Raw genomic sequence first — 21,902 nt, forward strand, 5'->3', positions numbered from 1 at the left:
TGAAGACATCCGGATAGCGGATGCCTTCTTCTGGTTCTTGCCTTCGCATCAGCGAAGGCAAGAGTGATAGCGCCGCCTAAAATATATCAATCGATTGACTTATTTCCCTGCCAATGCTATAAAATTGTCATGACCCAAGAACACGACAACCAGCCACCGGCCTCCGCCCGTGCAGAGATCGCACGCCAGAAGATGCTGTCCGCTGCCCTCGACGTCTTCGGCCGCTATGGCTTCGACGGCGCCTCGACGCGCCAGCTCACGGAAGCGGCCGGCGTCAACCTGCAGGCCATCCCCTATTACTTCGGCAGCAAGGAAGGCCTCTACATCGCCACGGCCGAATATCTGATGATGCGGATCAATACGCATGTCGGTGACATGAGGGCGCGCGTCGGCGCGCATCTGTTGGCGCTCGATGCTGCAGGCAAACCGCTTGGTGAAGCTGAGGCCCGCCATTTCCTGACCGAGATTTTGCAGACCATGGTGACGCTGTTTGTCGGCAGGGAATCCGAATCCTGGGCGCGCTTCCTGATCCGCGAGCAGATGGAACCGACGGAAGCCTTCACACGGGTCTATCAGGGCCTCATGCGGCCGATGATTGAGATGGGCCGGCGGCTGATCGGCGCCATCCTTCATGAGGATCCCGCCTCGGAACATGTGCGCCTGCGCACCTTCACCCTTCTCGGCAGCATCCTCGTCTTTCGCGTTGCCCATGCAGCCGTGCTCGCCCAGATGGAGTGGGATGGCGTCGGCCCCGAACAGGTGGAAACCGTGCGCGGCCTGGCCGCAGAGCTGGTCGATGCCATCGGCCCGCTGAATGGAAGTGCAGCATGAAACGCATCCTTCCCATCGCCATCCTTCTTCTCGTTGCGGCAGGGGCCGCCGCCTGGTGGTACGCCCTGCCCCAAAAGCTCGGCTGGTTGCCAGAGGCCAGCCGCGAATTCGTCCTTTACGGCAATGTCGATATCCGTCAGGTCTCGCTCGGCTTCCGTGTCAGCGGCCGCCTCGCCGAACTCCACGCCGACGAAGGCGACGTCATCAAGAGCGGAGACGTTCTCGCAAAGCTCGATGCAGCTCCTTATGAATTCGCGGTCCGCTCGGGCGAGGCCAATGCCGCAGCCCTTCAGGCGACGCTCGACAAGCTGAAGGCCGGTCCGCGGCCGACCGAGATCGCCCAAGCGCGCGCCGCCTATGACGAAAGTCTCGCCGATCTCCGCAATGCCAACCTCGCCTATGACCGCGCCCGCCAGTTGCGCCCGCAGGGCACAATCTCTGAGGCGAGCCTCGACCAGGCGACTGCCGCAAGGGCGATGGCCGCCGCACGCTCCGATTCCGCCAACGAAGCACTGAAACTGCTGCTGGAAGGCTCCCGTGTTGAGGATATCGCCTCCGCCGACGCCCAGTTGAAGGCGGCTCAGGCAACACTCGCCTCCGCCCGCACTTCGCTCGATGATACCGAGCTGCGCGCCCCGAACGACGGCGTCATCCTCTCGCGCGTGCGGGAAAATGGCGCGATCGTTTCGCCGGCGGACACGGTCTTCGTGTTATCTCTGACCGAACCTGTCTGGGTGCGCAGCTATGTCGCCGAGCCTGATCTCGGCCGCATCCATCCCGGCATGAAGGTTTCTGTCGCCTCCGATACGTCGCCCGACAAGCCCTATGAAGGCACGATCGGCTTCATCTCGCCGGTCGCCGAGTTCACCCCGAAATCGGTGGAGACGCCGGAGCTCCGGACCGACCTCGTCTATCGCCTGAGGATCGTCATCGACAAGCCCGGCCCGGATCTGCGCCAAGGCATGCCGGTCACCGTTCGCTTTCCCACGCCGACAGCGGGCGGACAATGAGCGCCGCCGAGACCGGCCGGGACGACAAGCCGCTCGTCCGGATCGACGGCGTCACCAAGCGCTTCGGCACCGCGCCGGCCGCCCTTGACGCCGTCTCCGGCGCGATCGGCGGCGGCGCAATCACCGGCCTCGTCGGCCCTGATGGCGCCGGCAAGACAACGCTGATCCGCCTGATGACCGGTCTGATGTTGCCCGACGTGGGAACGATGGAGGTTCTCGGCTTCGATACGCGCAAAAACGCTGCCGGCATCCAGGCGGCGATCGGCTACATGCCGCAGCGCTTCGGTCTCTATGAGGACCTCTCGGTGCAGGAAAACCTCGATCTCTATGCCGATCTGCGCGGCCTGCCGAAGAGCGAACGAGCAGGCGCCTTCGACGAATTGCTCACCTTCACCGACCTCAAACGCTTCACCGGCAGGCTGGCCGGAAAACTCTCCGGCGGCATGAAGCAGAAGCTCGGCCTTGCCTGCGCGCTTCTGAAGAAGCCGCGCCTGCTGCTGCTCGACGAGCCGGGCGTCGGCGTCGATCCGATCTCGCGCCGCGACCTTTGGAAGATGGTCGAGAACCTGACGAAGGAAGGCATCGGCGTGCTCTGGTCAACCGCTTATCTGGATGAGGCGGAAGCCTGCGATCACGTGCTGCTTTTGAACCAGGGCAAGCTGCTCTTTTCGGGAAAACCGATGGAAATGACCGAGCGCGTCAAGGACCGGGTCTTCCGGGTATCCGATGTCAGCGGCCGCCGCCGGCAGGTGCTCGCCGAACTCCTGCAGGCCGATGGCGTCATCGACGGCGTGATCCAGGGCGAGGCGATCCGCATCGTCGCGGCGAAGGGCAAGAAGCCCGATATCGGCAAGGCGGGCGATGGCGCAACGCTCGCCCCTGCCCCGCCGCGCTTCGAGGATGCCTTCATCGACATGCTGGGCGGCGGTCCCGGCGGCCGCTCGCGGCTGGCAGAGGCGCAGGAGCCAGTGAAGGATGATGGCGATCGGCCGGTGATCGAGGCCAAGGGACTGACCAAGCGCTTCGGTGATTTCACCGCTGCCGATGACATCAGCTTCGATATCCGCCGTGGCGAGATCTTCGGCCTGCTCGGTCCGAACGGCGCCGGCAAGTCCACCACCTTCAAGATGCTCTGTGGCCTGCTGAAGCCGACCGGCGGCGAAGGCCGTGTTGCTGGTTTCGATCTTCGCCGCGATGCCGCCGAAGCCCGCAACCAGCTCGGCTACATGGCGCAGAAGTTCTCGCTCTACGGTGATCTCACAGTCATGCAGAACCTCGAATTCTTCTCTGGTGTCTATGGGCTTCGCGGAAAACACCGGCGCGAGCGCATCGATCTCATGGCCGGCATCTTCGATTTCGGCCGCCATATCGGCCAACCGGCCAAGGACCTACCACTCGGCCTGAAGCAGCGGTTGGCGCTAGCCTGCGCCGTCATGCACGAGCCGCGCGCCCTCTTCCTCGACGAACCGACTTCCGGAGTCGATCCGATTACCCGGCGCGAATTCTGGACGCATATCAATGCGCTGGTCGAAAAGGGCGTCACCGTGCTCGTCACCACCCATTTCATGGACGAGGCGGAATATTGCGACCGCATCTCGCTGATCTACCGCGGCCGCTCGATTGCGCTCGGCTCGCCCGATGAATTGAAGGCCCGGATCGCGACCAAGGAGCAGCCGGACCCGACGATGGAGGATGCCTTCATCGCCCTCGTCCAGCAATCGGAAGCGGAGGATGCCGCATGAGCGCCTCTTCCGGCAGGCTTCGGCGTCTTTCAGCTCTGGTGCGCAAGGAAAGCTTCCAGGCGATCCGCGATCCGAGCAGCATCCTCATCGCCTTCGTGCTGCCGCTGATCCTGCTCTTTCTTTTCGGCTACGGCGTCTCGCTCGATACCACCCGCACGCGCATCGGCCTCGTGACCGAGGAGATGACGCCGCTGACACAGGATCTGTCGGCCAGTTTCCAGGCCTCGCGCTATTTTGATGTCGCCATGGGACGCGACCGGCGTCTGTTCGAGGAAGACCTCGTGCTCGGCAAGGTGCGCGGCATCGTCGTCATTCCGGCCGACTTCACCACGCGCTACACCGCCGGCAACCGCCCCGGTATCCAGGTGATCGTCGACGGCTCCGATCCGAACACCGCGAATTTCGTGCAGAATTATGCCCAGGGCGCCGTCGCCAACTGGGAGCGGCAGAGGCAGGCGGACGTCGCCGTGCAGAGTCCTGCCATCTCGGTCGAGCAACGCTTCTGGTTCAATCCCGAACTGACCAGCCGCAATTTCCTTGTGCCGGGCTCGATCGCAATCGTCATGACGCTGGTCGGCACGCTCCTGACCTCGCTCGTCGTCGCTCGCGAATGGGAGCGCGGCACAATGGAGGCGATGATGGCGACGCCGGTGACGGCGGTCGAGCTGCTCGCAGGCAAGATCCTGCCCTATTTCCTGCTCGGCCTCACCTCGATGACGCTCTGCGTGCTGCTTGCGGTCTTCCTCTTCGGCGTGCCGTTCCGCGGCTCCGTCGCTGCTCTTTACGCATTGTCGGCCGCCTTCCTGATCCCGGCGCTCGGCCAGGGCCTGTTGATCTCGACGGCAACGAAGAACCAGTTCCTCGCCTCGCAGCTGGCGCTGATTACCGCCTTTCTACCGGCCTTTCTGCTGTCTGGCTTCCTCTTCGAGATCAATTCCATGCCGGTGGTGATCCAGTGGATCACCTTCATCGTGCCGGCGCGTTACCTGATCCCCAGCCTGCAGACGGTGTTCCTCGCCGGCGACATCTGGCCGATGTTCCTGCAGGCGATATCGGTCATGCTGACGATCGGCGCCATCATGTTCATGCTTGCCGCCCGCAGCACCAGAAAAAGGATCGGCTGAGATGTGGACAAGGCTTTACGCCCTGATCGTCAAGGAATTGCTTGCCGTCCTGCGCGACCCCAAGGGCCGCGCCATCCTGATCGGCCCGCCGATCGTCCAGCTTCTCGTTTTCTCCTATGCGGCGACGCTCGAGGTCCGCAATGTCGACGTCCTGATCCTCAACCGCGACAGCGGCCACTGGGGCCAGGAACTGATCGAGCGCATCGATGGCTCGCCGACTTTCCGGAAGATCGAGATCGCCTCCAGCCAAGCGGAGGTCCGCGTGGCGATCGACAACCAGACGGCCATTGCCGCCGTCGAGATCGGCCCTGACTTTTCGCGCAATATCGAGGCGGGAGCGCCGGCCGACCTGCAGATGGTGCTTGATGGCCGCCGCTCCAACGCCTCGCAGATCGTCGCGGGCTATCTCTCGCAGATCGGTGCAGCGCTCGCTGCCGAGACCCCGGCCGGCAAACGCGCCGGCGCCGATATCGTGTCGACCGTGCCGCGCAACTGGTTCAATCCGAACCTCACCTACCAATGGTTCATGGTGCCGAACCTGATCGCCAGCATCGCGCTGCTGATCGGCCTGATCGTCACCGCGCTGTCGATCGCCCGCGAACGCGAACTCGGCACCTTCGACCAGCTGATGGTCTCGCCGCTGCGCATCCACGAGATCCTGATCGGCAAGCTGATCCCGCCGATGATGATCGGCCTCTTCCACATCACCGTCTATATCCTGGCCGCAGTCTTCCTCTTCGAAGTGCCGCTGCGCGGCTCGCTCTTCCTGCTTTACGGCAGCGCGATCTTCTATCTCGGCTCGGTCGCCGGCCTTGGCCTCTTCATCTCGGCACTGTCGATGACGCAGCAGCAGGCGATCCTCGGCGCCTTCCTTTTCATGGTTCCGGCCATGCTGCTCTCAGGCTTTGCGACGCCGATCGAGAACATGCCGGGGTGGTTGCAGCCGGTGACCCTGATCAACCCGCTGCGCTATTTCCTGGTGATCGTCAAAGGCGTCTTCCTCAAGGATATTCCGCTGAGCGAGGTGGTGAACCAGACGATCCCGCTGGCGCTGATCGCCACCGTTACGCTCAGCGCCGCCGCCTGGCTCTTCCGCCGGCGGCTGGAATAACGCCTCCCAACCCCGGCTTCAGCCGCCTCACATAATGTGAACCGGCCTTCCAAAGCGTGACTCTCTCCTGCTGGAACCTCGGATTGGCGTGGTCGTTACCCAAACGCAACCCCAGCAAAGGAGAAGCAAAATGTACAAGGTCCTACTTGTCTCCAGCGCCCTTGCGCTGTCGTCACTTGCAACCAATGCGCTCGCTGATGGAGCCGTGACCGGTGCAGCCGGTGGTGCCATCACCGGCGCAATCGTCGGCGGCCCCGTGGGTGCTGCCATTGGCGGCGTGGCCGGTGGTGTCGCCGGTGCCGTTGTCGATCCGCCGCCGCGCGAGGTCGTTACCTATGTCCAGCAGCAGCCGGCCCCGACCGCCTCCGTGGTAGTCCAGGAACCGATCGTCGTCGGCAAGCCGCTTCCGGCAGACGTCGTCGTGACGCCGGTGCCTGACAATCCGAAATATGCCTACACGGTCATCAACAATCAACGCGTGATTGTCGAACCCCGCAGCCACCGTGTGGTGCAGGTCATAGAATAATCAGGCAACCGAAGCCGCCTGTTGCGGCTCGGCAACTTCCGGCCCCGCTTCGGCGGGGCCTTTTTTCGTGCGCTTGCGCCACCTGCCGATCAGCGAGAACAGAACGACAAGGTGCCGTGGCAACTTGGAGCCTTTCCTAGGAAAGGCTCCAAACCCCTGTGGCAGCGCCTCTATCGGAATTCGGTCGCCGTAAAGCTTGCCCTGTTTGAGCGATAGAATATGCATGCTGGAAAGCATGAGCCGATCCTCCATCCTGATTGATGGGATCAGCGTGGCCGAAGCGACGGGGCTGGGTCTTTAAAGTCCGACTAAAAGCTGCAAAAACTTGCAAAAGCCTATAGCCGCGGCCGCATCCCGGCGCGCGCCAGTCCTTCCAGAACCGGCGCAAAACGCAGCGGATCCTTGGCCGGCTGACCCGCCAGAATGCCTTCCAGCGTCACATCAGGTGCCATCGCCTCGAGCGCATGGAGGAACTGGCGCGCCTGCTCCATATTGCCGAGATGCGCATGTGCGGCGATCAACATCCAGTAGGTCGGGTCGAAATGGGCATTGAGCGCCAGCGAACGAGACGCGTATGAAATTGCCGCCTCGTAATTGCCGCGAAAGAGTTCGGCCATGGCAATGCCCGTCAGCGAAAACCGCGCATCCGGATCGCGGGGTCCCAATTTCACGGCGCGATGCAGTCGCTCGAGCGCCTGTTCGATATCGCCGCAGTGCAAGGCCGCAATGCCGGAGCAGGCCGCGACCAGAAGATCGTTGGGATTGGCGGCAGCGGCGGCCTCCAGCACGGCCATGCCACCTTCGTAATCCTTGCCCGTCTGCAGCAATGCCATGCCGCAATGGGCCATCACGCGGGGATCGCCGGCCGAATGCTGAAGCCCGCGACGGGCAAGGCTGATACATTCCGCCTTGTCGTCCGTCCCGAGCCGTGGCCAACCCATGGTAATGCGATGTTCGAGCGCCCATGCGGCATGGGAAAGCAGCATCGCATTTTCCGGCTCCATGGCGAGCGCTTCCTGCAGCAAGGCATAGGCGGCGGCATTACTTTCGATCGATTCGTCGATGATCGCGGCAAGCGCACGCAGATAGAGATCGTAAACTGCCGGACTGTTCGGCCGGTCACGTCGTGACCTCTGGATTTCGGCGATCTCGATCGCCGGCTCAACGATCGAGGCGACGCGTTCGGTGATATGGTCCTGGAAGGCGAAGATGTGGCTGATGCCGTCTTCAAAATGATCGGCCCAGAGATTGGTCGCGGTCACGCCGTCGACCAGCTGCACATTGATACGCACCTGCCCGCCTTCCCGCCGGATGCTGCCTTCGAGCACGTAGCGTACTCCGAGCTCCGCCGCCACCTGTCGCACATCGATGCTGCGTCCCTTGTAAATAAAGGCGGAATGGCGCGAGACGACCGAAAAGGAGCGGAAGCGCGCAAGGGCGGTGATGATCTCCGTCACCACGCCATCGGCAAAATAATCCTGGTCGACATCGCCACCGAGATTGACGAAGGGAAGAACCGCGACGGAAGGCGGCTGCGGCGCCACGGGCGCCATCCCGGCATCGTCCCGGCGCGGCAGGCGATAACCGACCCTGGGAACCGTGACGATCCACTCCGTGCCATCGGGCCTTGCGCCGAGAATCTTCCTGAGCGTGGCAATCTGAACCGTGAGGTTGCCTTCCTCCACGGCAAGCCCCGGCCAGGCCCTGTCCATCAGATCCGCCTTGGTGACGACGCGGCCCTCAGCCTCCAGCAGCAAACCGAGCAGAGCTGCCGGCCGTGGTCCCGTCGCAATGGACTTCCCTTCCCGCCACAGGCTTCCTGTCACGGGATCGTAAAGGAACGGACCAAAGGAAAGCGTCGAGCTGCCCATGCAGAAGCATAGCGTCAAAATCTCGCAAACGAAAAGCGGATCAACGCGCCGATGCGCTGGATAAGCTGCCGTCGGATGAACGGCGGCCTATCCAGCGGACAGGATCAGACCTTCAGCTCGCGCCGCTCGCGCTCGGTCACCATCGCAAGATCGAGCACCTTCTGCAGGTTGGCGGCGTGGCGGAAGTTCGGATCCGGCTGGATGCCGCTTGCCACGGCCTCGGCAAAACGCTCGTAGTTGGTCGCTACCGGTTCAACCTCGATCTTCGTCCAGGTGGCGGTTTCGACATCCTCGCCGAGGCAGCCATGCAGCTCAGAACCGCTGGGACGATGGATGACCTCAAGGCTGCCCCTCTCGCCATAAATCCGCAGCTTCAACTCGTTCAGATGCCCTGTCGCCCAACGGCTGGCATGGATGACGCCGAGTGCACCATTGGCGAAATCGACAGACATGGTGAAGCTGTCATTGGCATCGAGCAGATATTCGCCGATCTGGCCGCCCGGCGCCTTGTTAAAGGTCTTCAGCCGCGCAAAGACGTGGTCGATGTCGGTCGCCGCACCATAGGCGGCGAAATCGAGGATATGGATGCCGACATCGCCGAGCACGCCGTTCGAGCCATGGCCGGTGGAAAGCCGCCACAGCCAGGTCGATTCTGTGCGCCAGTCGCCCCAGGCGCGCGACACGAGCCAACTCTGGAGATAGGAGGCTTCGACGTGCCTGATCGTGCCGAGCTCGCCGGCGAGCACCATCTCACGGGCGCGCTGCAGCGGCGCGACGTTTCGATAAGTCAGGTTGACCATGTTGATGACGCCGGCTTTTTCGGCCGCCTCTGTCATCTCCAGCGCCTTCGCATAGTTCTCCGCCAGCGGTTTTTCGCAGAAGACGTGCTTGCCGGCGGCAATCAGAGCCATCGTCGTCGGGTGATGGATGCGGTCGGGCGTCACGTTCGTCGCCGCATCGAATTCACCCCAGGCGATCGCCTCCTCCAGTGAAAGAAACCGCTTTTCGATGTTGAACTTGTCGGCGAAGGCCGAAAGCCGCTCAGGATCGGTGTCGACGGCACCGACCACAGTCACGCCGTCGATAAGGGGGAAGCGGGCGAGCTGGTTTTTCGCCATCACCCCGGTGCCAAGAACGAGTAGTCGCATGGATGCTCCTCAGCGGTAACCGGCTTCGCCGGCCTGGTGCAGTTTCGGGCCGCGTTCGACGATCGGCTCCAGTGCTTTTTCTACCGGGACATTTGGAGCGTCGGTGATACCAGTCAACGCCCCCTCAGGGTTATAGGCCCACTTCACGCCGTTGATCAGCACCTTCTGGACATTGACGTCGTGATAGGTCGGATAGGTCTCGTGACCGGGGCGGAAATAGAAGATATTGCCGGCGCCACGGCGCCAGGTCAGGCCCGAGCGAAACACTTCGCCGCCCTGGAACCAGGAGATGAACACCGTTTCGAGCGGCTCCGGCACCGAGAACTGCTCGCCGTACATTTCTTCGTTCTCGAGCTCGAAATGCTCGCCGATGCCTGCTGCGATCGGATGGCGCTGATTGATTGTCCACAGACGCTCGCGTTCACCCGCCTCGCGCCATTTCAGCGCGCAGGGCGTACCCATCAGCCGCTTGAAGATCTTGGAGAAATGCCCCGAATGCAGCACGAGCAGGCCCATGCCTTCCCAGACGCGCTTGGCAACACGCTCGACGACGACGTCGGAGACCGCGCCGTGATCCTTGTGGCCCCACCAGGTCAGCACGTCGGTTTCGGCAAGGCGGGCTTCGCTGAGGCCGTGTTCCGGCTCCTGCAGCGTCGCTGTCGTCGCCGAGATATCGGAATCGGTATTCAGCGCGTTGGCGATCGTCGTGTGCATGCCTTCGGGATAAATATCCCGGACGATGGCATTGGTATTCTCGTGGATATTCTCTCCCCAGACGACGGTGCGAATGGCCATGATGTGCTCCTGTAGAACCTGGAAGTATCGATAGGCGGGAAGGCAGGATTCAAAGCGCTTTGGAAAATGGCGCTGGCTGCGCCTCGTCTCCTCCACGTTCAAAGAACACATAGACCTTTGTCAGTATTTTGACAAAGGGGAAAATTTACCGGCCTGAGGCGGAGAAACGGCCTTCAAATATCACAGCAATATCAATGCGAAACGGATTTCGAGAATAGATTGACGACCACAACGCCCGATATGATCAGCCCGAGCCCGACGACTGCCGGCAGGTCGAGGCGCTGCTTGAAGAAAACCAGACCGACCGAGGAAATCAGCACGATTCCCAAAGCGCTCCAAATCGCATAGGCGATACCGACGGGGATGCTTTTCAGGGTCAGCGACAGGCAATAGAAGGCAGCCGCATAACAGGCGACGACGAGTGCCGTCGGCCCGATGCGGGTGAACTGCTGCGACAGCTGCAGCGCGGTCGTGCCAATGACTTCGAGCACGATGGCTGCAAACAGCAGCCCGTAGACGGCGGCCTGGCTCATGGCGAATCCCTTTCGAATTACTTGCCGGTCAGTTCGACAAGGCGATCGATGAGATCCCGCCTCAGAACGCCGCTGATATCATGGCTTTCCAACGTATCTGCGAACCAAAGTCCGTCGGCGGCGAAACGCACGACTTGTGCGTCGAGGGAGGAGTCTGTGCCGATATATTCCTCCGACCGCGCCTGTACCCATTGGCGCCAGCGAAGACGCAACCGGGGTTCGGCAAGAAGCGCGATCGTCACCTGCGTCCAATTCCTGGAATCGTCGGGACGATCCTTGAGACCGGATACCGCCCTGAGATAGGCGCGGGTGAAGCGGCCCTGCGGCAGCGGATCGCCGCGCATCAGTTCCTCTATATCGGCGTCGAACTTTTCGAGCAGGCTCTCGAACAAGGCGTCGAGCAGCGCATTCTTCGTCGGGAAGTGATGCAGCAGCCCGCCCTTGCTGACGCTGGACGCAGCGGAAACCGCATCGAGCGTGACGGCGGCCATGCCTTCGCTGGCAGCAAGGCGCGCGGCGACCTCCAGCAACTGCTGGCGCACGAGGACGGGCTGCTTCTTGCGATGATGAGCGTTCAACGTGCAAATTAAAAGATACCGTCCGGACGGTTTTGTCAAGGAGAATCGGCCACAACCCCTGCCGTGCCTGCATTATGCGCGAAATGCCGCGGCACCTTGATGACAGTTGCGATCATTTTCCGCCCGGTGCATGAAGGGCCTGGGGATTAGGATGGCATGGGATGGTTTCGTGACGGAGAAGATCACCACACTCTATCAGGCGGTCGGCGGCGATCCTGTCGTACGGGCGCTGACGCACCGCTTCTATGAGCTGATGGACACGCTGCCGGAGGCGAGAAACGTGCGCGCCGTGCATCCGCCGAGCCTTACCGGCAGTGAAGAGAAATTCTACGAATATATGAGCGGTTATCTCGGCGGCCCGCCGCTCTATACCGATAAGCGCGGCCATCCGCGCCTGCGCAGCCGCCATTTCGTCGCCGAGATCGGCCCTGTCGAACGCGACGAATGGCTGCTCTGCTTCCGCCGCGCCCTGGACGAGACGATCGCAAGCCAAGCGCTGCGCGATCTCATCTGGGCGCCGGTGGAACGACTCGCCTACCATATGCAGAACAGGGCCCCTGACCACAAGGAACAACCATGAGCTTGAACGCGCGTCTGGAACCGGTGCTCTATCTCTTTGCCGGCCTGTTCGGCGTAGCCGGCGTGGCGCTTGCCGCCCTTGCTGCCCATGGCGGCGGCGAGGCCAATCTTGCGGCATCCGCATCTGCCATGTGCCTTGCCCACGCCCCTGCCCTGCTGGCATTGGCTCTCGGCAGTGCCAGGCTCAGAACCGCCTGGCTGGCCGGTTTCCTGTTGATTGTCGGAACGCTGCTTTTTGCGGGCGATCTCGTCACCCTGCGCTTTACCGGCTCCGGCCTCTTCCCCTATGCCGCGCCGACCGGCGGCTGGGCGATGATGCTTGGCTGGCTGGCCGTTGCGGCAGGCGCTGTCTTCCGCGCCAAGGCATAGAGCATTTCCGTTTTTCCCCGAGCGAGGGAATTTCTCTATGTTTTGTTTTCTCGCAATCCGGACGCAAAACCGCTGCGCACTTTTGCTGGAGTTGCTCTAGTCACGCGGCTGCGGCACACGGCCGAAGCGCAGCAGATTGCCGTGCGGATCATGGATGTAGAACTCTCCATGTTCCATGGCCGCACCTCCATATCGCTCAGGCGCTCGACGCCCTTTTCGCGATATTCCGCGTGGAGGGCGCCGATGCCGCCGCCTCGGAGATAGACGGAGCTGTTCTGGCAAAGCGTGGCATCCTGCGTCCGCCAGAAATGCAGCTCCATGTCGTCGCGCCGCAGGACGAGATAGTCCGCCGCCCGACAGACGATCTCGGTAAAACCGAGCGCATCGCGGTAGAAGGCAAGCGTCTCATCGATATCGAGCGACGGCAGGACCGGCAGAACCTCGATGCGATCCGGCCCTTCGTTCATATGCCGTCGACGACGTTGAAGCCTTCGAAGACTGGCGGTCCCTTGTAGATCGCCTTGTGATCGCCGGCATTGCGGTGCGCTGCACGAAAGCTCTCGGACTTCGTCCAGTTCTGAAAATCCGCCTCGCTTTTCCAGACCGTGTGCGAGGAATAGAGCGTGTAGCCTTCCTCGTCGTTGACCTTGCCGCGCAGCAGGCGGAATTCGACGAAACCGGGCACCTCGGGCAGGCTGGAATCGCGATTGCGCCAGACCGTCTCGAAATCGCCTTCGCTCCCGGTTGCAACCTTGAAGCGGTTCATTGCGATATACATGAAATCTCCTTACGCCTTCCTCTTGCCCGCCCTTGCCGCACGCGAGGGAAAGGCGAGAACATTATCGCCGTTTGCCGCCGCCGGGCCAAGCGGTCTTGTTGCCACCTCTCCGGGCATGCGCGCTTCCCAGGTCGGAAAGAACATCACATTCTGGTAGATCTGCTGGCGTTCGGCATGCTGCTGGAAAAGCTCGTAGAGTTCGGGCACGAGGCCCTCGCCTGTCTGCGCGGCAAGCTTGTGCAGGCCGATCATGGTGAAGCCGTCGGGGCGCTGGTCGTTCATCGGGAATTGTCTCGTTCGTTCATCGTCTGCAGCGCACGCTCCAGGCTGGACTTGCTGCCGTTGCGAAGCGGGATGAAGGCCTTGCCGAACTTCTTGCAGCCGGTCTTCACGCGCAGGCAGGCATCGTGGCTGATACAGTCGATCGGGCAGAACACGCAGTCGACCGAGGGAAGGACGGTATCGATGCGCGAAACCGCTTCGCGTAAGCCGCCGTCGTGATGAATGAGCTCGGCGCCGAAATTGCTGCAGATCTGGCGAAGATGCGCCACCTGGCAGTCACGGCCGCCGACATAGAGGAAACTGCGGCCATCCAGTTTGGATCGCCCAAGGGATGCCTGACCGGCGTCCTCGCCCGCGCTGTCGCGGACCTCCCGGTTCGAACCCTTCTTGCCCTTGCGAGCCATATACCACCCGTTCGCTCGTTGATCGTCACACGATTCCTGCGTGTGCGAGCGGACCTTATTAAACTTGATTTTTAGAGTAAAGTATAAAGTTGATTACTTTTATCATATTATCTAGTGACCTGAACTTCCTGGGTGAAAGTCCAGCTAGGCTTACCCCACTCCGAGGGTAGCGGCGGAAACGGCGCCGCGCGCCGCACACCATCCAGAACAGCTTTATCCAACTCTGCAATACCCGAACTGCGAGCAACAGAAACCGACGCTACCCTGCCTGTTCCGTTAATCGTCAATTGAATCCTTACCGTCATACCGTCGCTCTTGTTTTTGTATTCATCAGGCACGCGAACAGCGCGACGGATCCGCTTCTGTATCTTACCAGGGTAGTTGGCTACGGCAGCACTTCCCATACCATCAGTTCCGCCTGTCGTGGTTGACGTGCCGTCAGTTTGCGGCCCGTGCTGGCCGTTCACCGTGCCCCTCGTCGAGTCCTCACGATCTGAGCCCTCTTTCCCACCAGCAGGCTTGGCCCTCTTCTGAGACTGCTTCTTTTCAACGGGTTTCGGTTTTTCAGCCTTCGGCTTCGGTTTGTCTTCAGGTTCCGGCGACACTTCGACAGTCTTTACTTCTTCCGGCGGAACTGCGGTGGGCTGGACAGCCGTTGGCACTACTTCTTCCGGTACTGTTGCCTGCGCGATATCAGGCATGGGCTGTTCGGGCACAGCCGTTGCCATCGGCTGAGCGACGAAAGATTCTGCAGGGCTCTCGGAGACAAGCACCTCTGGCTCGGCGGCAACAACGGCCTCAGGGGAAACCCGCGTAACTTCCTGCACCGACTGAACGGTCTCCATCGTTTCAGTTTCGACCGGCTGGGCCTGCTCCGGCGGCACGGTCGTGGCATTTAGTTCGGTGGCCTCCTCCGATTGAACTGTATCCGGCTCAACCTCCTCCGAGGCAACTTGCTCGGGCTGGCGCTGTAACTCTGGATCGCCGGCCGATGTCTGGTCAACGTCAGAGTCGCCATACACGACGACGCTGACAGCCTCACCAGCATCTTCAATCGCTTCGTTCGGCGGCGTCGGCATGAACACGCTAAGAGCAACCACCAGACCCGCATGAAAAAAGAACGAACCAATACAAGTCAGCGCCACCCGTCGCCGCACCGGCTTCTTCTCGTCCTCCTGCTTTTCCACCGCCGCATCGATCGGCGGCGCAGGAACGGAGGCTATCGGCTCGGCTTCCGGATGATCGGGAAAGGCGGGTATCTGCGCGAAACGCGCATAGTGGACCACCGCCTCGCCAGCCGGCTGCCGCTGCACATTGCGCAGGTCGGAAAGCTCGTGGCCGGGATGCATGTTATTGTCGTTCAGACTGCCGTCAGCGTCCGGCTCCCCGATGAGCACCTGTCTCGATCTGGACTTCGCTGAAATTGCCATTTGTATGCCTCGGACAGTCTGACCATGCCCGCCGGGATTCATTCCCAGCGTATTCTTAGCCCTCGAAGGGAACGGAAATCTGTGAACGGGTAACAAGACCCTTCATGCATTCGCCCGTCGCCGGGCCGTCGCAGACCGGCGTGTCGTTGATGATGATGCGCGTGACCGTCTCGCACTTCACATTCGGCATATCGAACTGGCGCACGCGCTTCTTGCCCTGCGGCAGATCGCGGAAATCGAGCACGGTGATGCGGTCGACGGCATTCTTGTCGTTGAAGAAAGCGAGCTCGAAGGAGATCTTGCTGATCGGCGCCTGAAGATTGTTCTCGGCGACGAAGGTCATCATGCAGCCCTTTTGCGACGGCGCCAAAGCGTTGAGTTCGACATCCAGCTTGGCGGTTGCGGCATCCTGCGCCTGGCATACGCTTGAAACCGCCATCACCACGCCGGCTGCAACAGCCGCAAACCTAACCGTCATCATCTTCTCCGCCATTGTCGCGAACCGCCGCCAGGCGGCTTCATATCAGCAATCTCAAAAACTTGACTATATTAGTCTCCTATTGCGTCTTTAAAAAACTATGAGTAAGAAAGTCAAGATAATTGTCATCACAACCGGGGACCCTGATCACCGGTCTCGCGGAATTGCCAACTGAAATGATGGTTGAAAAGCCAGATAACTTTAAGCACGTGCCGCTGCAGAGCGAGCCTGCGGCGCAGCACCGGATCGTCGAAAGCGCGGATCTCTTCCGCGGCACGAACGAGATCATGATTAGACACGACGGCTTGGTCTATCGCCTGAAGATCACCCGTCAGGGCAAGCTCATTCTCAATAAGTAGGGTAGGACATGACCGAACAGACAAGACCGGCGCCAGCCGAAATCCGTACGTTTCGCGCCGAGAATCCGAAAATGCGCGAGCGCGATATCGCCGCGCAGCTGAAGATTTCCGAGGCAGCCCTCGTCGCCGCCGAAACCGGCATCAGCGTGACCCGCATCGATGGCAGCGCACTGAAGCTTCTCGAACGCGTGGCCGGCCTCGGCGAAGTGATGGCGCTGTCGCGCAACGAAAGTGCCGTGCACGAGAAGATCGGTGTCTTCGAAAACATCAAGAGCGGTGCGCAGGCCGCGATCGTTCTCGGCGAGAATATCGACCTGCGCATCTTCCCGAGCCGCTGGGAGCATGGTTTCGCCGTATCCAAGAAGGATGGCGACCAGGAGCGCCTCAGCCTGCAATATTTCGACAAAACAGGCAACGCCGTGCACAAGGTGCACCTGCGCCCGAGCTCGAATGTCGAGGCCTATCACGCGATCGTCGCCGAGTTGAAGCTGGAAGACCAATCGCAGGAATTTGTCGAGGCTGAAACCTCGAACGCCGCCGATGATACTGCCGACGTCAGCCGCGACGAACTGCGCGACAACTGGAGCAAGCTCACCGATACGCATCAGTTCTTCGGCATGCTGAAGCGCCTGAAGATCGGCCGCCAGGCGGCGGTGCGCACTGTCGGCGACGACTATGCCTGGAGGCTCGACAACAGCGCAACGGCAGAGATGATGCATGCCTCTGTGAAATCTGGCCTGCCGATCATGTGCTTTGTCGCCAATGACGGCATCGTCCAGATCCATTCCGGCCCGATCTTCAACGTGCAGTCGATGGGCCCGTGGATCAATATCATGGACCCGACTTTCCACCTGCATCTGCGCCAGGATCACATCGCCGAGACCTGGGCCGTGCGCAAGCCGACCACGGACGGCCACGTCACCTCGCTGGAGGCTTACAACGCAGAAGGCGAGATGATCATCCAGTTCTTCGGCAAGCGGCAGGAAGGTTCCGACGAACGCGCCGCATGGCGCGAGATCATGGAAAACCTGCCGCGGGCAGCAAGCGTGGCCGCATAAGGATCGCAACGATGACGATGCGTAACAATCTGCGCCGGATCCGCCCTTGGGAACTGGCCCTGACGGCGGCCGTCATGGCGCTGCCGCTGATCCCGACGGCGCGCCCAATCGAAGGCTTCGCCTTCGTCCGCGCCGCCCACGCTGACGAAAAGAAGCTCGACACCTCGCGCCTGGTTTCGGTCGGTGGCGACATCACCGAGATCGTCTATGCGCTCGGCGAAGAAAGCCGGCTGATTGCCCGCGACACGACGAGCATGTATCCGGAGGCGGCGTTGAAGCTGCCCAACGTCGGTTACATGCGCGCGCTCTCGCCGGAAGGCATCCTCGCCATGAACCCGACGGCGATCATCGCCGTCGACGGTTCAGGCCCGCAGGAGGCGCTGACCGTGCTGAAGAATGCCAGCGTGCCCTTCGAAACCGTGCCGAGCGCCTTTACCCGCGACGGTATCATCGCCAAGATCGACCGTGTCGGCACGCTGCTTGGCGTGCCCGACAAGGCGAAGGCACTTGAAGAAAAGGTCGCGGCCGATCTCGACGCGGCGATCGCCGATGCCGAAAAGCGCCCGGAGGCCGAACGCAAGCGCGTTCTCTTCATCCTCAGCGCCCAGAACGGCCGGATCATGGCATCGGGCACCGGCACGGCCGCCGATGGGATCGTCAAGCTCGCCGGCGCCATCAACGCCGTCGGCGCATTCCCGGGCTATAAGCCGCTGACGGACGAGGCGATCATCGAAGCCAAGCCCGATATCATCCTGATGATGAACCGCGGCGATGGCGCCGGTACCAAGAACGAGGACCTGCTGGCTCAGCCGGCGATCGTGCTGACGCCGGCAGGCGAGAAAAAAGCGATCATCCGAATGGACGGCGTCTACCTGCTCGGCTTCGGCCCGCGCACCGCAGCCGCCGCACGTGAGCTCAACTCGGCGATCTACGGGGGCTGATCATGGCCCTGCCGCAAGCCATGGCGGAACGAAGGCGACCATTCCCGATGGCGGACATCCGCGAAATCAGGCAGGCGGGCGACAGGACGCGGCTCGCCTTGCTGGCGATCGCGCTGCTCGTCGCCGGCTCGGTCTTTTCGATGCTGTTTTCGGTGACGACAGGCGCCTCGGATGCCTCGATCCTCGACGTCATCAGCAACATGGCCGGCTCTGAGACGGCGCTCAGCACGCGTGACCGGATCATCATCTTCGATATCCGCCTGCCCAGGGCGATTCTTGGCTTCCTGATCGGCGCCTCGCTGGCCGTCTCCGGCACGGTGATGCAGGGCCTGTTCCGCAATCCGCTGGCCGATCCCGGCCTGGTCGGCGTCTCCTCCGGCGCAAGCCTCGGCGCGGTCGCGATGATCGTGCTCGGCAGCGGCCTTGCAGCTCCGCTCCAGGCGCTTCTCGGCATCTACGCTCTGCCGGCGGCCGCTTTCGGCGGCGGCCTCGTCACGACGCTACTGCTCTACAGGATCGCCACCCGTCATGGTCAGACCTCGGTTGCGACAATGCTGCTTGCCGGCATCGCGCTCGGTGCGCTCGCCCTCGCCATAACAGGCTTGCTGATCTACATGGCCAACGACCAGCAGCTGCGCGACCTGACCTTCTGGAGCATGGGCTCGCTTGCCGGCGCCACATGGACGAAGATCGCTGCCGCCAGCCCGATCATCCTGTTGTCCTTCACCGCCCTGCCCTTCATGGCCCGCGGCCTCAATGCCATCACGCTCGGCGAGGCGGCCGCCTTTCATATGGGCGTGCCGGTGCAGCGGCTGAAGAATGTCGCGATCGTCGGCGTCGCCGCGGCGACCGGCGCGTCCGTCGCCGTCAGCGGCGGTATCGGTTTCGTCGGGATCGTCGTGCCGCATATCCTGCGTATGGCGATCGGCCCCGACCATCGTTTCCTGCTGCCGGCCGCAGCACTGCTCGGCGGCTCTCTGCTGATCTTCGCGGATGTCCTGGCGCGCACCCTGGTTGCCCCGGCCGAACTGCCGATCGGCATCATCACCGCGGCGGTCGGCGGCCCGTTCTTCCTATGGATCCTGCTGAGGCAGCGTTCGCGCCTTGCCCTGTGAGTGACCCCGGTGAGTGACCCCGTGAGTGACATTTAGATGATCGAAGTTTCCGGCGTCTCCGTGCGCCTTTCCGGCAAGACCATCATCAGCGACGTCGCCTTCACGGCAAAGGCCGGCGAACTGACGGCGATTGCCGGGCCGAACGGCTCCGGTAAGACGACGACGATGAAAGCCATCTCCGGCGAACTTGCCTATGGCGGCTCGGTGCGCATCGGCGGCGACGAGGTGAAGGGGCTGAAACCCTGGCAGCTTGCCGCCATTCGTGGTGTGCTGCCGCAGGCGAGCACCATCTCCTTTCCCTTTACCGTGCGCGAGATCGTCCGCATGGGCCTGACATCAGGCCTCAACCTGCATCCCGACAAGGCCGAGCAGACGGCCGCCGCAGCACTAGCCTCCGTCGACTTGACCGGCTTCGAAGGCCGTTTCTATCAGGAGCTCTCCGGCGGCGAGCAGCAGCGTGTGCAGCTTGCCCGCGTTCTCTGCCAGATCGCCGAGCCCGTCGTCGACGGTAAGCCCTGCTGGCTACTGCTCGACGAACCGGTCTCGAGCCTCGACATCAGCCACCAGTTGACCATCATGACGCTCGCGCGCAATTTCTGCGAACGCGGCGGCGGTGTCATCGCCGTCATGCACGATCTCAATCTGACGGCGCTCTTTGCCGACCGCATCGTGCTGATGAAATCCGGCCGGCTCGCGGCCGCCGGCAGCATCGTTGAGGTGCTGACGGACGAAACGATGCTCTCGGTCTTCGGTTGCGCGCTGCGCATCAACCAAGTGCCGGCCGACGGTACGCCCTTCGTGCTCGCCCACAGTGCCGTTTCCCGCCCCTGAGCACTGCTCCGGCGGAACTTTTGATCGTCCGGCACGTTTTTGGCATGATCTGGGTCAATGCCGGGCGATATCATTCATGCAACGGACGGTGGTGACCCTCGTGCGAAACAGGCGGGCTTGCGCGCGCCCCAGCCAATGGAGACAGCCATGAGCTATTCTATCTTCCAGTCCGCCCGCAGCCGCCGCAACGGCACCTTCCACAATCTGGAATCCGGCATCGAGGAGCAGATCGAGGCGCTGCGCGATGAACTCGCGGAACTGACGCGCCTCGTCGGCAAGAGCTCGCGCCACCAAGGCGAGAAAATCCGCAGCCAGGCCGGCGCCGGCTACGAAGAACTGCTTGGCCGCAGCGAGGATCTGCTGCGCGAATTGCAGCACGGCTATGAGCGCGGCGCGACGGAAATGCGCGATACCGTACGCAAGCATCCGCTGGCAACCATCGGCGCCGCAGCCGCTTTCGGCCTTGCCATCGCCTTCCTCGCCCGGCGCTGAGGAAGCGCGATGCTGTTTTCGATCCTCAGCCTGCTGACGGGCGCAAGCGTGCACCGGACCGTTGTGCGCGCCAAGCGCAATAGCATCTTCATTGCGCTTGCCGTGCTCTTCCTTCTCACCGCCTACGCGCTGGCCGTCACCGCAGGCGCCATCTGGCTCGCCGCCATCTACGGCCCAGTCGGGGCTGCCCTCTTCCTGGCCGCCTGCGCGCTGCTGATCGCCATCATCGCCCTGGTCGCGATGTCGATCATCAACACCCGGGAAGCACGCCGCGCCCGTGAACGCCGTGCTGCGGTGGAATCGCTGGCAACGGTCGGGCTCGGCCTGATCCGCGCCCAGCCGCTCCTAACCGCCGGTGTTCTGGCAGCAATCGTCGCAGCCAATCTGGTGGGCTCGAAGCGCGACGATTGATTGAGGGACTCGCTCTATGCGTACTCGCTACGAAAATGGAGAGAGTGAACACTTTCCCCCTCACATACGAGCGGAAAATTAGGCAAGGACGCCATCTCACGCTCCCTCATCCGGTGCGTGTCACAGGAATGAGGGAGCGTGAGGTAGTTGCCTTGAACAGCTATCCACGACTTGGATACGCGCCCTTCTCCCAAAACAAAAAAGCCGGCGCCCCGAGGGGCGACCGGCTTTCCTCCAAATATAACTCTTGTCAGAACGCGAAGGCCTTCGACGTTAGCGGCGCCGAGGTGGCGTCGGGGCCAAAATCAGCCTCGCCAGATATCTGCAGCAACTCCTGCAGCCGCTGGCGGGCCCGGTTGACGCGGCTCTTGATGGTGCCCACGGCACAGCCACAGATTTCGGCCGCCTCCTCGTAGGAAAAACCCGAGGCGCCGACGAGAATGATCGCCTCGCGTTGATCCGGCGGCAGCTGGTCGAGTGCCTTCTTGAAGTCCTGCAGATCGAGAGCGCCATATTGCGAGGGGTGCATCGCCATCGATTCAGTGAACAGCCCGTCGCTGTCCTGCACTTCGCGGCCGCTCTTGCGCATCTGGCTGTAGAGTTCGTTGCGCAGGATCGTAAAGAGCCAGGCCTTCATATTGGTGCCCATCTCGAAATGATCCTGTTTGGCCCAGGCTTTCATGATGGTGTCCTGGACGAGATCGTCGGCACGGTCGTGCCGCCCGATGAGCGAGATTGCGAAAGCGCGAAGACTTGGGAGTGCCGCCAGCAATTCCCGCTTGAAGCTGGGTTGCGATTTATCTTCCATGCGGGCGATCCTATTCGGCCATCTTGGCAGAAGCCATCATTTCAGCATGGTCGAGCTTTTCGAGAAGGTCGAGAAAACGATCGGGGATCGCCTCATCCTGTGCGGCCGCATAAAGCGACCTCAGCCTGACGCCGATCTGATTGTTCGGGTCCAAGATGTCGCTTGCCCGCAGCTCCAGCTTTCGCTGATCGGCTGCTTCTTTCTTGCGTGTAGTCATCAATTCGTCTTCTCGCCGGTTGTCTGTTCGCGGGGCGTGGATGGGATCAATCACAATTTCAACCATCGACATCGAACGTTC

At 62.0% G+C, this 21,902-nt stretch carries 28 protein-coding genes and 1 pseudogene; 15 read left to right on the forward strand and 14 right to left on the reverse strand.

Going from position 1 to position 21,902, the window contains the following annotated elements; translation table 11 throughout:
• Window positions 1–129 precede the first annotated feature (129 nt).
• The 6 genes from AB8B31_RS16345 to AB8B31_RS16370 all read left to right on the forward strand — a co-directional run bounded on the left by AB8B31_RS16345 (window position 130) and on the right by AB8B31_RS16370 (window position 6,344).
• Window positions 130–831, forward strand: a complete 702-nt coding sequence (locus AB8B31_RS16345) for a CerR family C-terminal domain-containing protein (RefSeq protein ID WP_018243234.1) — start codon at window positions 130–132, stop codon at window positions 829–831.
• A complete protein-coding gene (hlyD, locus tag AB8B31_RS16350) occupies window positions 828–1,841 on the forward strand; it encodes a secretion protein HlyD (RefSeq protein ID WP_018243235.1) in 1,014 nt (337 codons plus the stop codon). Before AB8B31_RS16345 ends, hlyD begins: the two co-directional genes overlap by 4 nt.
• Window positions 1,838–3,583 (forward strand): ATP-binding cassette domain-containing protein, encoded by a 1,746-nt coding sequence (locus AB8B31_RS16355; protein WP_018243236.1) that lies wholly within the window; start codon window positions 1,838–1,840, stop codon window positions 3,581–3,583. The genes hlyD and AB8B31_RS16355 overlap by 4 nt, the downstream gene beginning before the upstream one ends.
• On the forward strand, window positions 3,580–4,707 hold the full coding sequence (locus tag AB8B31_RS16360; RefSeq protein ID WP_018243237.1) for an ABC transporter permease: 1,128 nt from the start codon (window positions 3,580–3,582) through the stop codon (window positions 4,705–4,707). The genes AB8B31_RS16355 and AB8B31_RS16360 overlap by 4 nt, the downstream gene beginning before the upstream one ends.
• A 1-nt stretch (window position 4,708) precedes the next feature.
• Window positions 4,709–5,818, forward strand: coding sequence for an ABC transporter permease (locus AB8B31_RS16365; protein WP_018243238.1), 1,110 nt, complete (start codon window positions 4,709–4,711; stop codon window positions 5,816–5,818).
• A gap of 130 nt (window positions 5,819–5,948) precedes the next feature.
• Entirely contained in the window at window positions 5,949–6,344 is a 396-nt protein-coding gene (locus tag AB8B31_RS16370; protein ID WP_018243239.1) for a DUF1236 domain-containing protein, read from the forward strand.
• Here the strand turns inward: AB8B31_RS16370 and AB8B31_RS16375 are convergent, their stop codons facing one another.
• The 6 genes from AB8B31_RS16375 to AB8B31_RS16400 all read right to left on the reverse strand — a co-directional run bounded on the left by AB8B31_RS16375 (window position 6,345) and on the right by AB8B31_RS16400 (window position 11,269).
• The gene (locus AB8B31_RS16375; protein ID WP_018243240.1) at window positions 6,345–6,581 is read right to left on the reverse strand and encodes a hypothetical protein; all 237 of its coding nucleotides are present in this window, start codon (window positions 6,579–6,581) and stop codon (window positions 6,345–6,347) included.
• Between the two features lie 98 nt (window positions 6,582–6,679).
• Window positions 6,680–8,215: a winged helix-turn-helix domain-containing tetratricopeptide repeat protein gene (locus AB8B31_RS16380; protein ID WP_018517012.1), complete on the reverse strand. Its 1,536-nt coding sequence runs from the start codon at window positions 8,213–8,215 to the stop codon at window positions 6,680–6,682.
• Between the two features lie 104 nt (window positions 8,216–8,319).
• On the reverse strand, window positions 8,320–9,363 hold the full coding sequence (locus AB8B31_RS16385) for a Gfo/Idh/MocA family protein (RefSeq protein WP_018073767.1): 1,044 nt from the start codon (window positions 9,361–9,363) through the stop codon (window positions 8,320–8,322).
• Between the two features lie 9 nt (window positions 9,364–9,372).
• Complete coding sequence (locus tag AB8B31_RS16390; RefSeq protein ID WP_018243242.1) at window positions 9,373–10,158, reverse strand: ThuA domain-containing protein; 786 nt, start codon at window positions 10,156–10,158, stop codon at window positions 9,373–9,375.
• A gap of 191 nt (window positions 10,159–10,349) precedes the next feature.
• Window positions 10,350–10,691 carry an SMR family transporter gene (locus AB8B31_RS16395; protein WP_018243243.1) on the reverse strand — a complete coding sequence of 114 codons (342 nt, stop codon included), beginning with the start codon at window positions 10,689–10,691 and terminating at the stop codon, window positions 10,350–10,352.
• 17 nt (window positions 10,692–10,708) lie between these two features.
• Window positions 10,709–11,269: a TetR/AcrR family transcriptional regulator gene (locus AB8B31_RS16400; RefSeq protein ID WP_131646724.1), complete on the reverse strand. Its 561-nt coding sequence runs from the start codon at window positions 11,267–11,269 to the stop codon at window positions 10,709–10,711.
• Between the two features lie 169 nt (window positions 11,270–11,438).
• Here AB8B31_RS16400 and AB8B31_RS16405 point away from each other — a divergent pair, with 169 nt between their 5' ends.
• Complete coding sequence (locus AB8B31_RS16405; protein ID WP_026188500.1) at window positions 11,439–11,849, forward strand: group II truncated hemoglobin; 411 nt, start codon at window positions 11,439–11,441, stop codon at window positions 11,847–11,849.
• Window positions 11,846–12,217, forward strand: coding sequence for a DUF423 domain-containing protein (locus AB8B31_RS16410; RefSeq protein WP_018243246.1), 372 nt, complete (start codon window positions 11,846–11,848; stop codon window positions 12,215–12,217). Before AB8B31_RS16405 ends, AB8B31_RS16410 begins: the two co-directional genes overlap by 4 nt.
• Window positions 12,218–12,313: 96 nt before the next feature.
• On the opposite strand, the pseudogene AB8B31_RS16415 reads toward AB8B31_RS16410, so the two are convergent.
• The 6 genes and pseudogenes from AB8B31_RS16415 to AB8B31_RS16440 all read right to left on the reverse strand — a co-directional run bounded on the left by AB8B31_RS16415 (window position 12,314) and on the right by AB8B31_RS16440 (window position 15,589).
• A pseudogene (locus tag AB8B31_RS16415) lies at window positions 12,314–12,684 on the reverse strand (bleomycin resistance protein).
• On the reverse strand, window positions 12,681–12,995 hold the full coding sequence (locus tag AB8B31_RS16420; RefSeq protein ID WP_017994942.1) for an antibiotic biosynthesis monooxygenase family protein: 315 nt from the start codon (window positions 12,993–12,995) through the stop codon (window positions 12,681–12,683). The pseudogene AB8B31_RS16415 and the gene AB8B31_RS16420 overlap by 4 nt, the downstream one beginning before the upstream one ends.
• Before the next feature lie 9 nt (window positions 12,996–13,004).
• Complete coding sequence (locus AB8B31_RS16425; protein ID WP_018243247.1) at window positions 13,005–13,277, reverse strand: hypothetical protein; 273 nt, start codon at window positions 13,275–13,277, stop codon at window positions 13,005–13,007.
• Complete coding sequence (locus tag AB8B31_RS16430) at window positions 13,274–13,681, reverse strand: DUF2325 domain-containing protein (RefSeq protein ID WP_018243248.1); 408 nt, start codon at window positions 13,679–13,681, stop codon at window positions 13,274–13,276. Before AB8B31_RS16430 ends, AB8B31_RS16425 begins: the two co-directional genes overlap by 4 nt.
• 107 nt (window positions 13,682–13,788) lie before the next feature.
• Entirely contained in the window at window positions 13,789–15,111 is a 1,323-nt protein-coding gene (locus tag AB8B31_RS16435) for a cell envelope integrity protein TolA (RefSeq protein ID WP_018517014.1), read from the reverse strand.
• A gap of 55 nt (window positions 15,112–15,166) precedes the next feature.
• On the reverse strand, window positions 15,167–15,589 hold the full coding sequence (locus AB8B31_RS16440) for a hypothetical protein (RefSeq protein ID WP_026188501.1): 423 nt from the start codon (window positions 15,587–15,589) through the stop codon (window positions 15,167–15,169).
• A gap of 176 nt (window positions 15,590–15,765) precedes the next feature.
• Between AB8B31_RS16440 and hemP the strand changes: the two genes are divergently transcribed.
• From hemP to AB8B31_RS16475, 7 genes are all read left to right on the forward strand, one after another.
• Window positions 15,766–15,948 (forward strand): hemin uptake protein HemP, encoded by a 183-nt coding sequence (gene hemP / locus AB8B31_RS16445; protein WP_012758649.1) that lies wholly within the window; start codon window positions 15,766–15,768, stop codon window positions 15,946–15,948.
• A gap of 8 nt (window positions 15,949–15,956) precedes the next feature.
• A complete protein-coding gene (locus AB8B31_RS16450) occupies window positions 15,957–17,006 on the forward strand; it encodes a hemin-degrading factor (RefSeq protein ID WP_018243251.1) in 1,050 nt (349 codons plus the stop codon).
• Window positions 17,007–17,017: 11 nt separating this feature from the next.
• Entirely contained in the window at window positions 17,018–17,947 is a 930-nt protein-coding gene (locus AB8B31_RS16455) for a heme/hemin ABC transporter substrate-binding protein (RefSeq protein WP_018243252.1), read from the forward strand.
• Window positions 17,948–17,949: 2 nt separating this feature from the next.
• Window positions 17,950–19,062 carry a FecCD family ABC transporter permease gene (locus tag AB8B31_RS16460; RefSeq protein ID WP_018243253.1) on the forward strand — a complete coding sequence of 371 codons (1,113 nt, stop codon included), beginning with the start codon at window positions 17,950–17,952 and terminating at the stop codon, window positions 19,060–19,062.
• Between the two features lie 36 nt (window positions 19,063–19,098).
• A complete protein-coding gene (locus tag AB8B31_RS16465) occupies window positions 19,099–19,893 on the forward strand; it encodes a heme ABC transporter ATP-binding protein (protein ID WP_018243254.1) in 795 nt (264 codons plus the stop codon).
• 147 nt (window positions 19,894–20,040) lie between these two features.
• Window positions 20,041–20,385: a DUF883 family protein gene (locus tag AB8B31_RS16470; protein WP_018243255.1), complete on the forward strand. Its 345-nt coding sequence runs from the start codon at window positions 20,041–20,043 to the stop codon at window positions 20,383–20,385.
• 9 nt (window positions 20,386–20,394) lie between these two features.
• Window positions 20,395–20,796: a hypothetical protein gene (locus AB8B31_RS16475; protein WP_018243256.1), complete on the forward strand. Its 402-nt coding sequence runs from the start codon at window positions 20,395–20,397 to the stop codon at window positions 20,794–20,796.
• A 250-nt stretch (window positions 20,797–21,046) separates the two neighbouring features.
• Here AB8B31_RS16475 and AB8B31_RS16480 read toward each other — a convergent pair whose 3' ends face one another.
• Both AB8B31_RS16480 and AB8B31_RS16485 read right to left on the reverse strand, forming a co-directional pair.
• The gene (locus AB8B31_RS16480) at window positions 21,047–21,604 is read right to left on the reverse strand and encodes an RNA polymerase sigma factor (RefSeq protein WP_003542247.1); all 558 of its coding nucleotides are present in this window, start codon (window positions 21,602–21,604) and stop codon (window positions 21,047–21,049) included.
• 10 nt (window positions 21,605–21,614) lie between these two features.
• Complete coding sequence (locus AB8B31_RS16485; protein ID WP_024319398.1) at window positions 21,615–21,821, reverse strand: NepR family anti-sigma factor; 207 nt, start codon at window positions 21,819–21,821, stop codon at window positions 21,615–21,617.
• Between the last annotated feature and the right edge of the window lie 81 nt (window positions 21,822–21,902).

This window comes from Rhizobium sp. 62_C5_N11_2 (assembly GCF_051811185.1).
GTDB lineage: Bacteria > Pseudomonadota > Alphaproteobacteria > Rhizobiales > Rhizobiaceae > Rhizobium > Rhizobium leguminosarum.

What these genes read in the sequence shown, in the direction of transcription:
- AB8B31_RS16345 (WP_018243234.1), top strand. Translation starts at nt 130, where the DNA reads ATGACCCAAGAACACGACAACCAGCCACCGGCCTCCGCCCGTGCAGAG.
- hlyD (WP_018243235.1), top strand. Translation starts at nt 828, where the DNA reads ATGAAACGCATCCTTCCCATCGCCATCCTTCTTCTCGTTGCGGCAGGG.
- AB8B31_RS16355 (WP_018243236.1), top strand. Translation starts at nt 1,838, where the DNA reads ATGAGCGCCGCCGAGACCGGCCGGGACGACAAGCCGCTCGTCCGGATC.
- AB8B31_RS16360 (WP_018243237.1), top strand. Translation starts at nt 3,580, where the DNA reads ATGAGCGCCTCTTCCGGCAGGCTTCGGCGTCTTTCAGCTCTGGTGCGC.
- AB8B31_RS16365 (WP_018243238.1), top strand. Translation starts at nt 4,709, where the DNA reads ATGTGGACAAGGCTTTACGCCCTGATCGTCAAGGAATTGCTTGCCGTC.
- AB8B31_RS16370 (WP_018243239.1), top strand. Translation starts at nt 5,949, where the DNA reads ATGTACAAGGTCCTACTTGTCTCCAGCGCCCTTGCGCTGTCGTCACTT.
- AB8B31_RS16375 (WP_018243240.1), bottom strand. Translation starts at nt 6,581, where the DNA reads ATGCTTTCCAGCATGCATATTCTATCGCTCAAACAGGGCAAGCTTTAC.
- AB8B31_RS16380 (WP_018517012.1), bottom strand. Translation starts at nt 8,215, where the DNA reads ATGGGCAGCTCGACGCTTTCCTTTGGTCCGTTCCTTTACGATCCCGTG.
- AB8B31_RS16385 (WP_018073767.1), bottom strand. Translation starts at nt 9,363, where the DNA reads ATGCGACTACTCGTTCTTGGCACCGGGGTGATGGCGAAAAACCAGCTC.
- AB8B31_RS16390 (WP_018243242.1), bottom strand. Translation starts at nt 10,158, where the DNA reads ATGGCCATTCGCACCGTCGTCTGGGGAGAGAATATCCACGAGAATACC.
- AB8B31_RS16395 (WP_018243243.1), bottom strand. Translation starts at nt 10,691, where the DNA reads ATGAGCCAGGCCGCCGTCTACGGGCTGCTGTTTGCAGCCATCGTGCTC.
- AB8B31_RS16410 (WP_018243246.1), top strand. Translation starts at nt 11,846, where the DNA reads ATGAGCTTGAACGCGCGTCTGGAACCGGTGCTCTATCTCTTTGCCGGC.
- AB8B31_RS16420 (WP_017994942.1), bottom strand. Translation starts at nt 12,995, where the DNA reads ATGTATATCGCAATGAACCGCTTCAAGGTTGCAACCGGGAGCGAAGGC.
- AB8B31_RS16425 (WP_018243247.1), bottom strand. Translation starts at nt 13,277, where the DNA reads ATGAACGACCAGCGCCCCGACGGCTTCACCATGATCGGCCTGCACAAG.
- AB8B31_RS16430 (WP_018243248.1), bottom strand. Translation starts at nt 13,681, where the DNA reads ATGGCTCGCAAGGGCAAGAAGGGTTCGAACCGGGAGGTCCGCGACAGC.
- AB8B31_RS16435 (WP_018517014.1), bottom strand. Translation starts at nt 15,111, where the DNA reads ATGGCAATTTCAGCGAAGTCCAGATCGAGACAGGTGCTCATCGGGGAG.
- AB8B31_RS16440 (WP_026188501.1), bottom strand. Translation starts at nt 15,589, where the DNA reads ATGACGGTTAGGTTTGCGGCTGTTGCAGCCGGCGTGGTGATGGCGGTT.
- hemP (WP_012758649.1), top strand. Translation starts at nt 15,766, where the DNA reads ATGATGGTTGAAAAGCCAGATAACTTTAAGCACGTGCCGCTGCAGAGC.
- AB8B31_RS16450 (WP_018243251.1), top strand. Translation starts at nt 15,957, where the DNA reads ATGACCGAACAGACAAGACCGGCGCCAGCCGAAATCCGTACGTTTCGC.
- AB8B31_RS16455 (WP_018243252.1), top strand. Translation starts at nt 17,018, where the DNA reads ATGACGATGCGTAACAATCTGCGCCGGATCCGCCCTTGGGAACTGGCC.
- AB8B31_RS16460 (WP_018243253.1), top strand. Translation starts at nt 17,950, where the DNA reads ATGGCCCTGCCGCAAGCCATGGCGGAACGAAGGCGACCATTCCCGATG.
- AB8B31_RS16465 (WP_018243254.1), top strand. Translation starts at nt 19,099, where the DNA reads ATGATCGAAGTTTCCGGCGTCTCCGTGCGCCTTTCCGGCAAGACCATC.
- AB8B31_RS16470 (WP_018243255.1), top strand. Translation starts at nt 20,041, where the DNA reads ATGAGCTATTCTATCTTCCAGTCCGCCCGCAGCCGCCGCAACGGCACC.
- AB8B31_RS16475 (WP_018243256.1), top strand. Translation starts at nt 20,395, where the DNA reads ATGCTGTTTTCGATCCTCAGCCTGCTGACGGGCGCAAGCGTGCACCGG.
- AB8B31_RS16480 (WP_003542247.1), bottom strand. Translation starts at nt 21,604, where the DNA reads ATGGAAGATAAATCGCAACCCAGCTTCAAGCGGGAATTGCTGGCGGCA.
- AB8B31_RS16485 (WP_024319398.1), bottom strand. Translation starts at nt 21,821, where the DNA reads ATGACTACACGCAAGAAAGAAGCAGCCGATCAGCGAAAGCTGGAGCTG.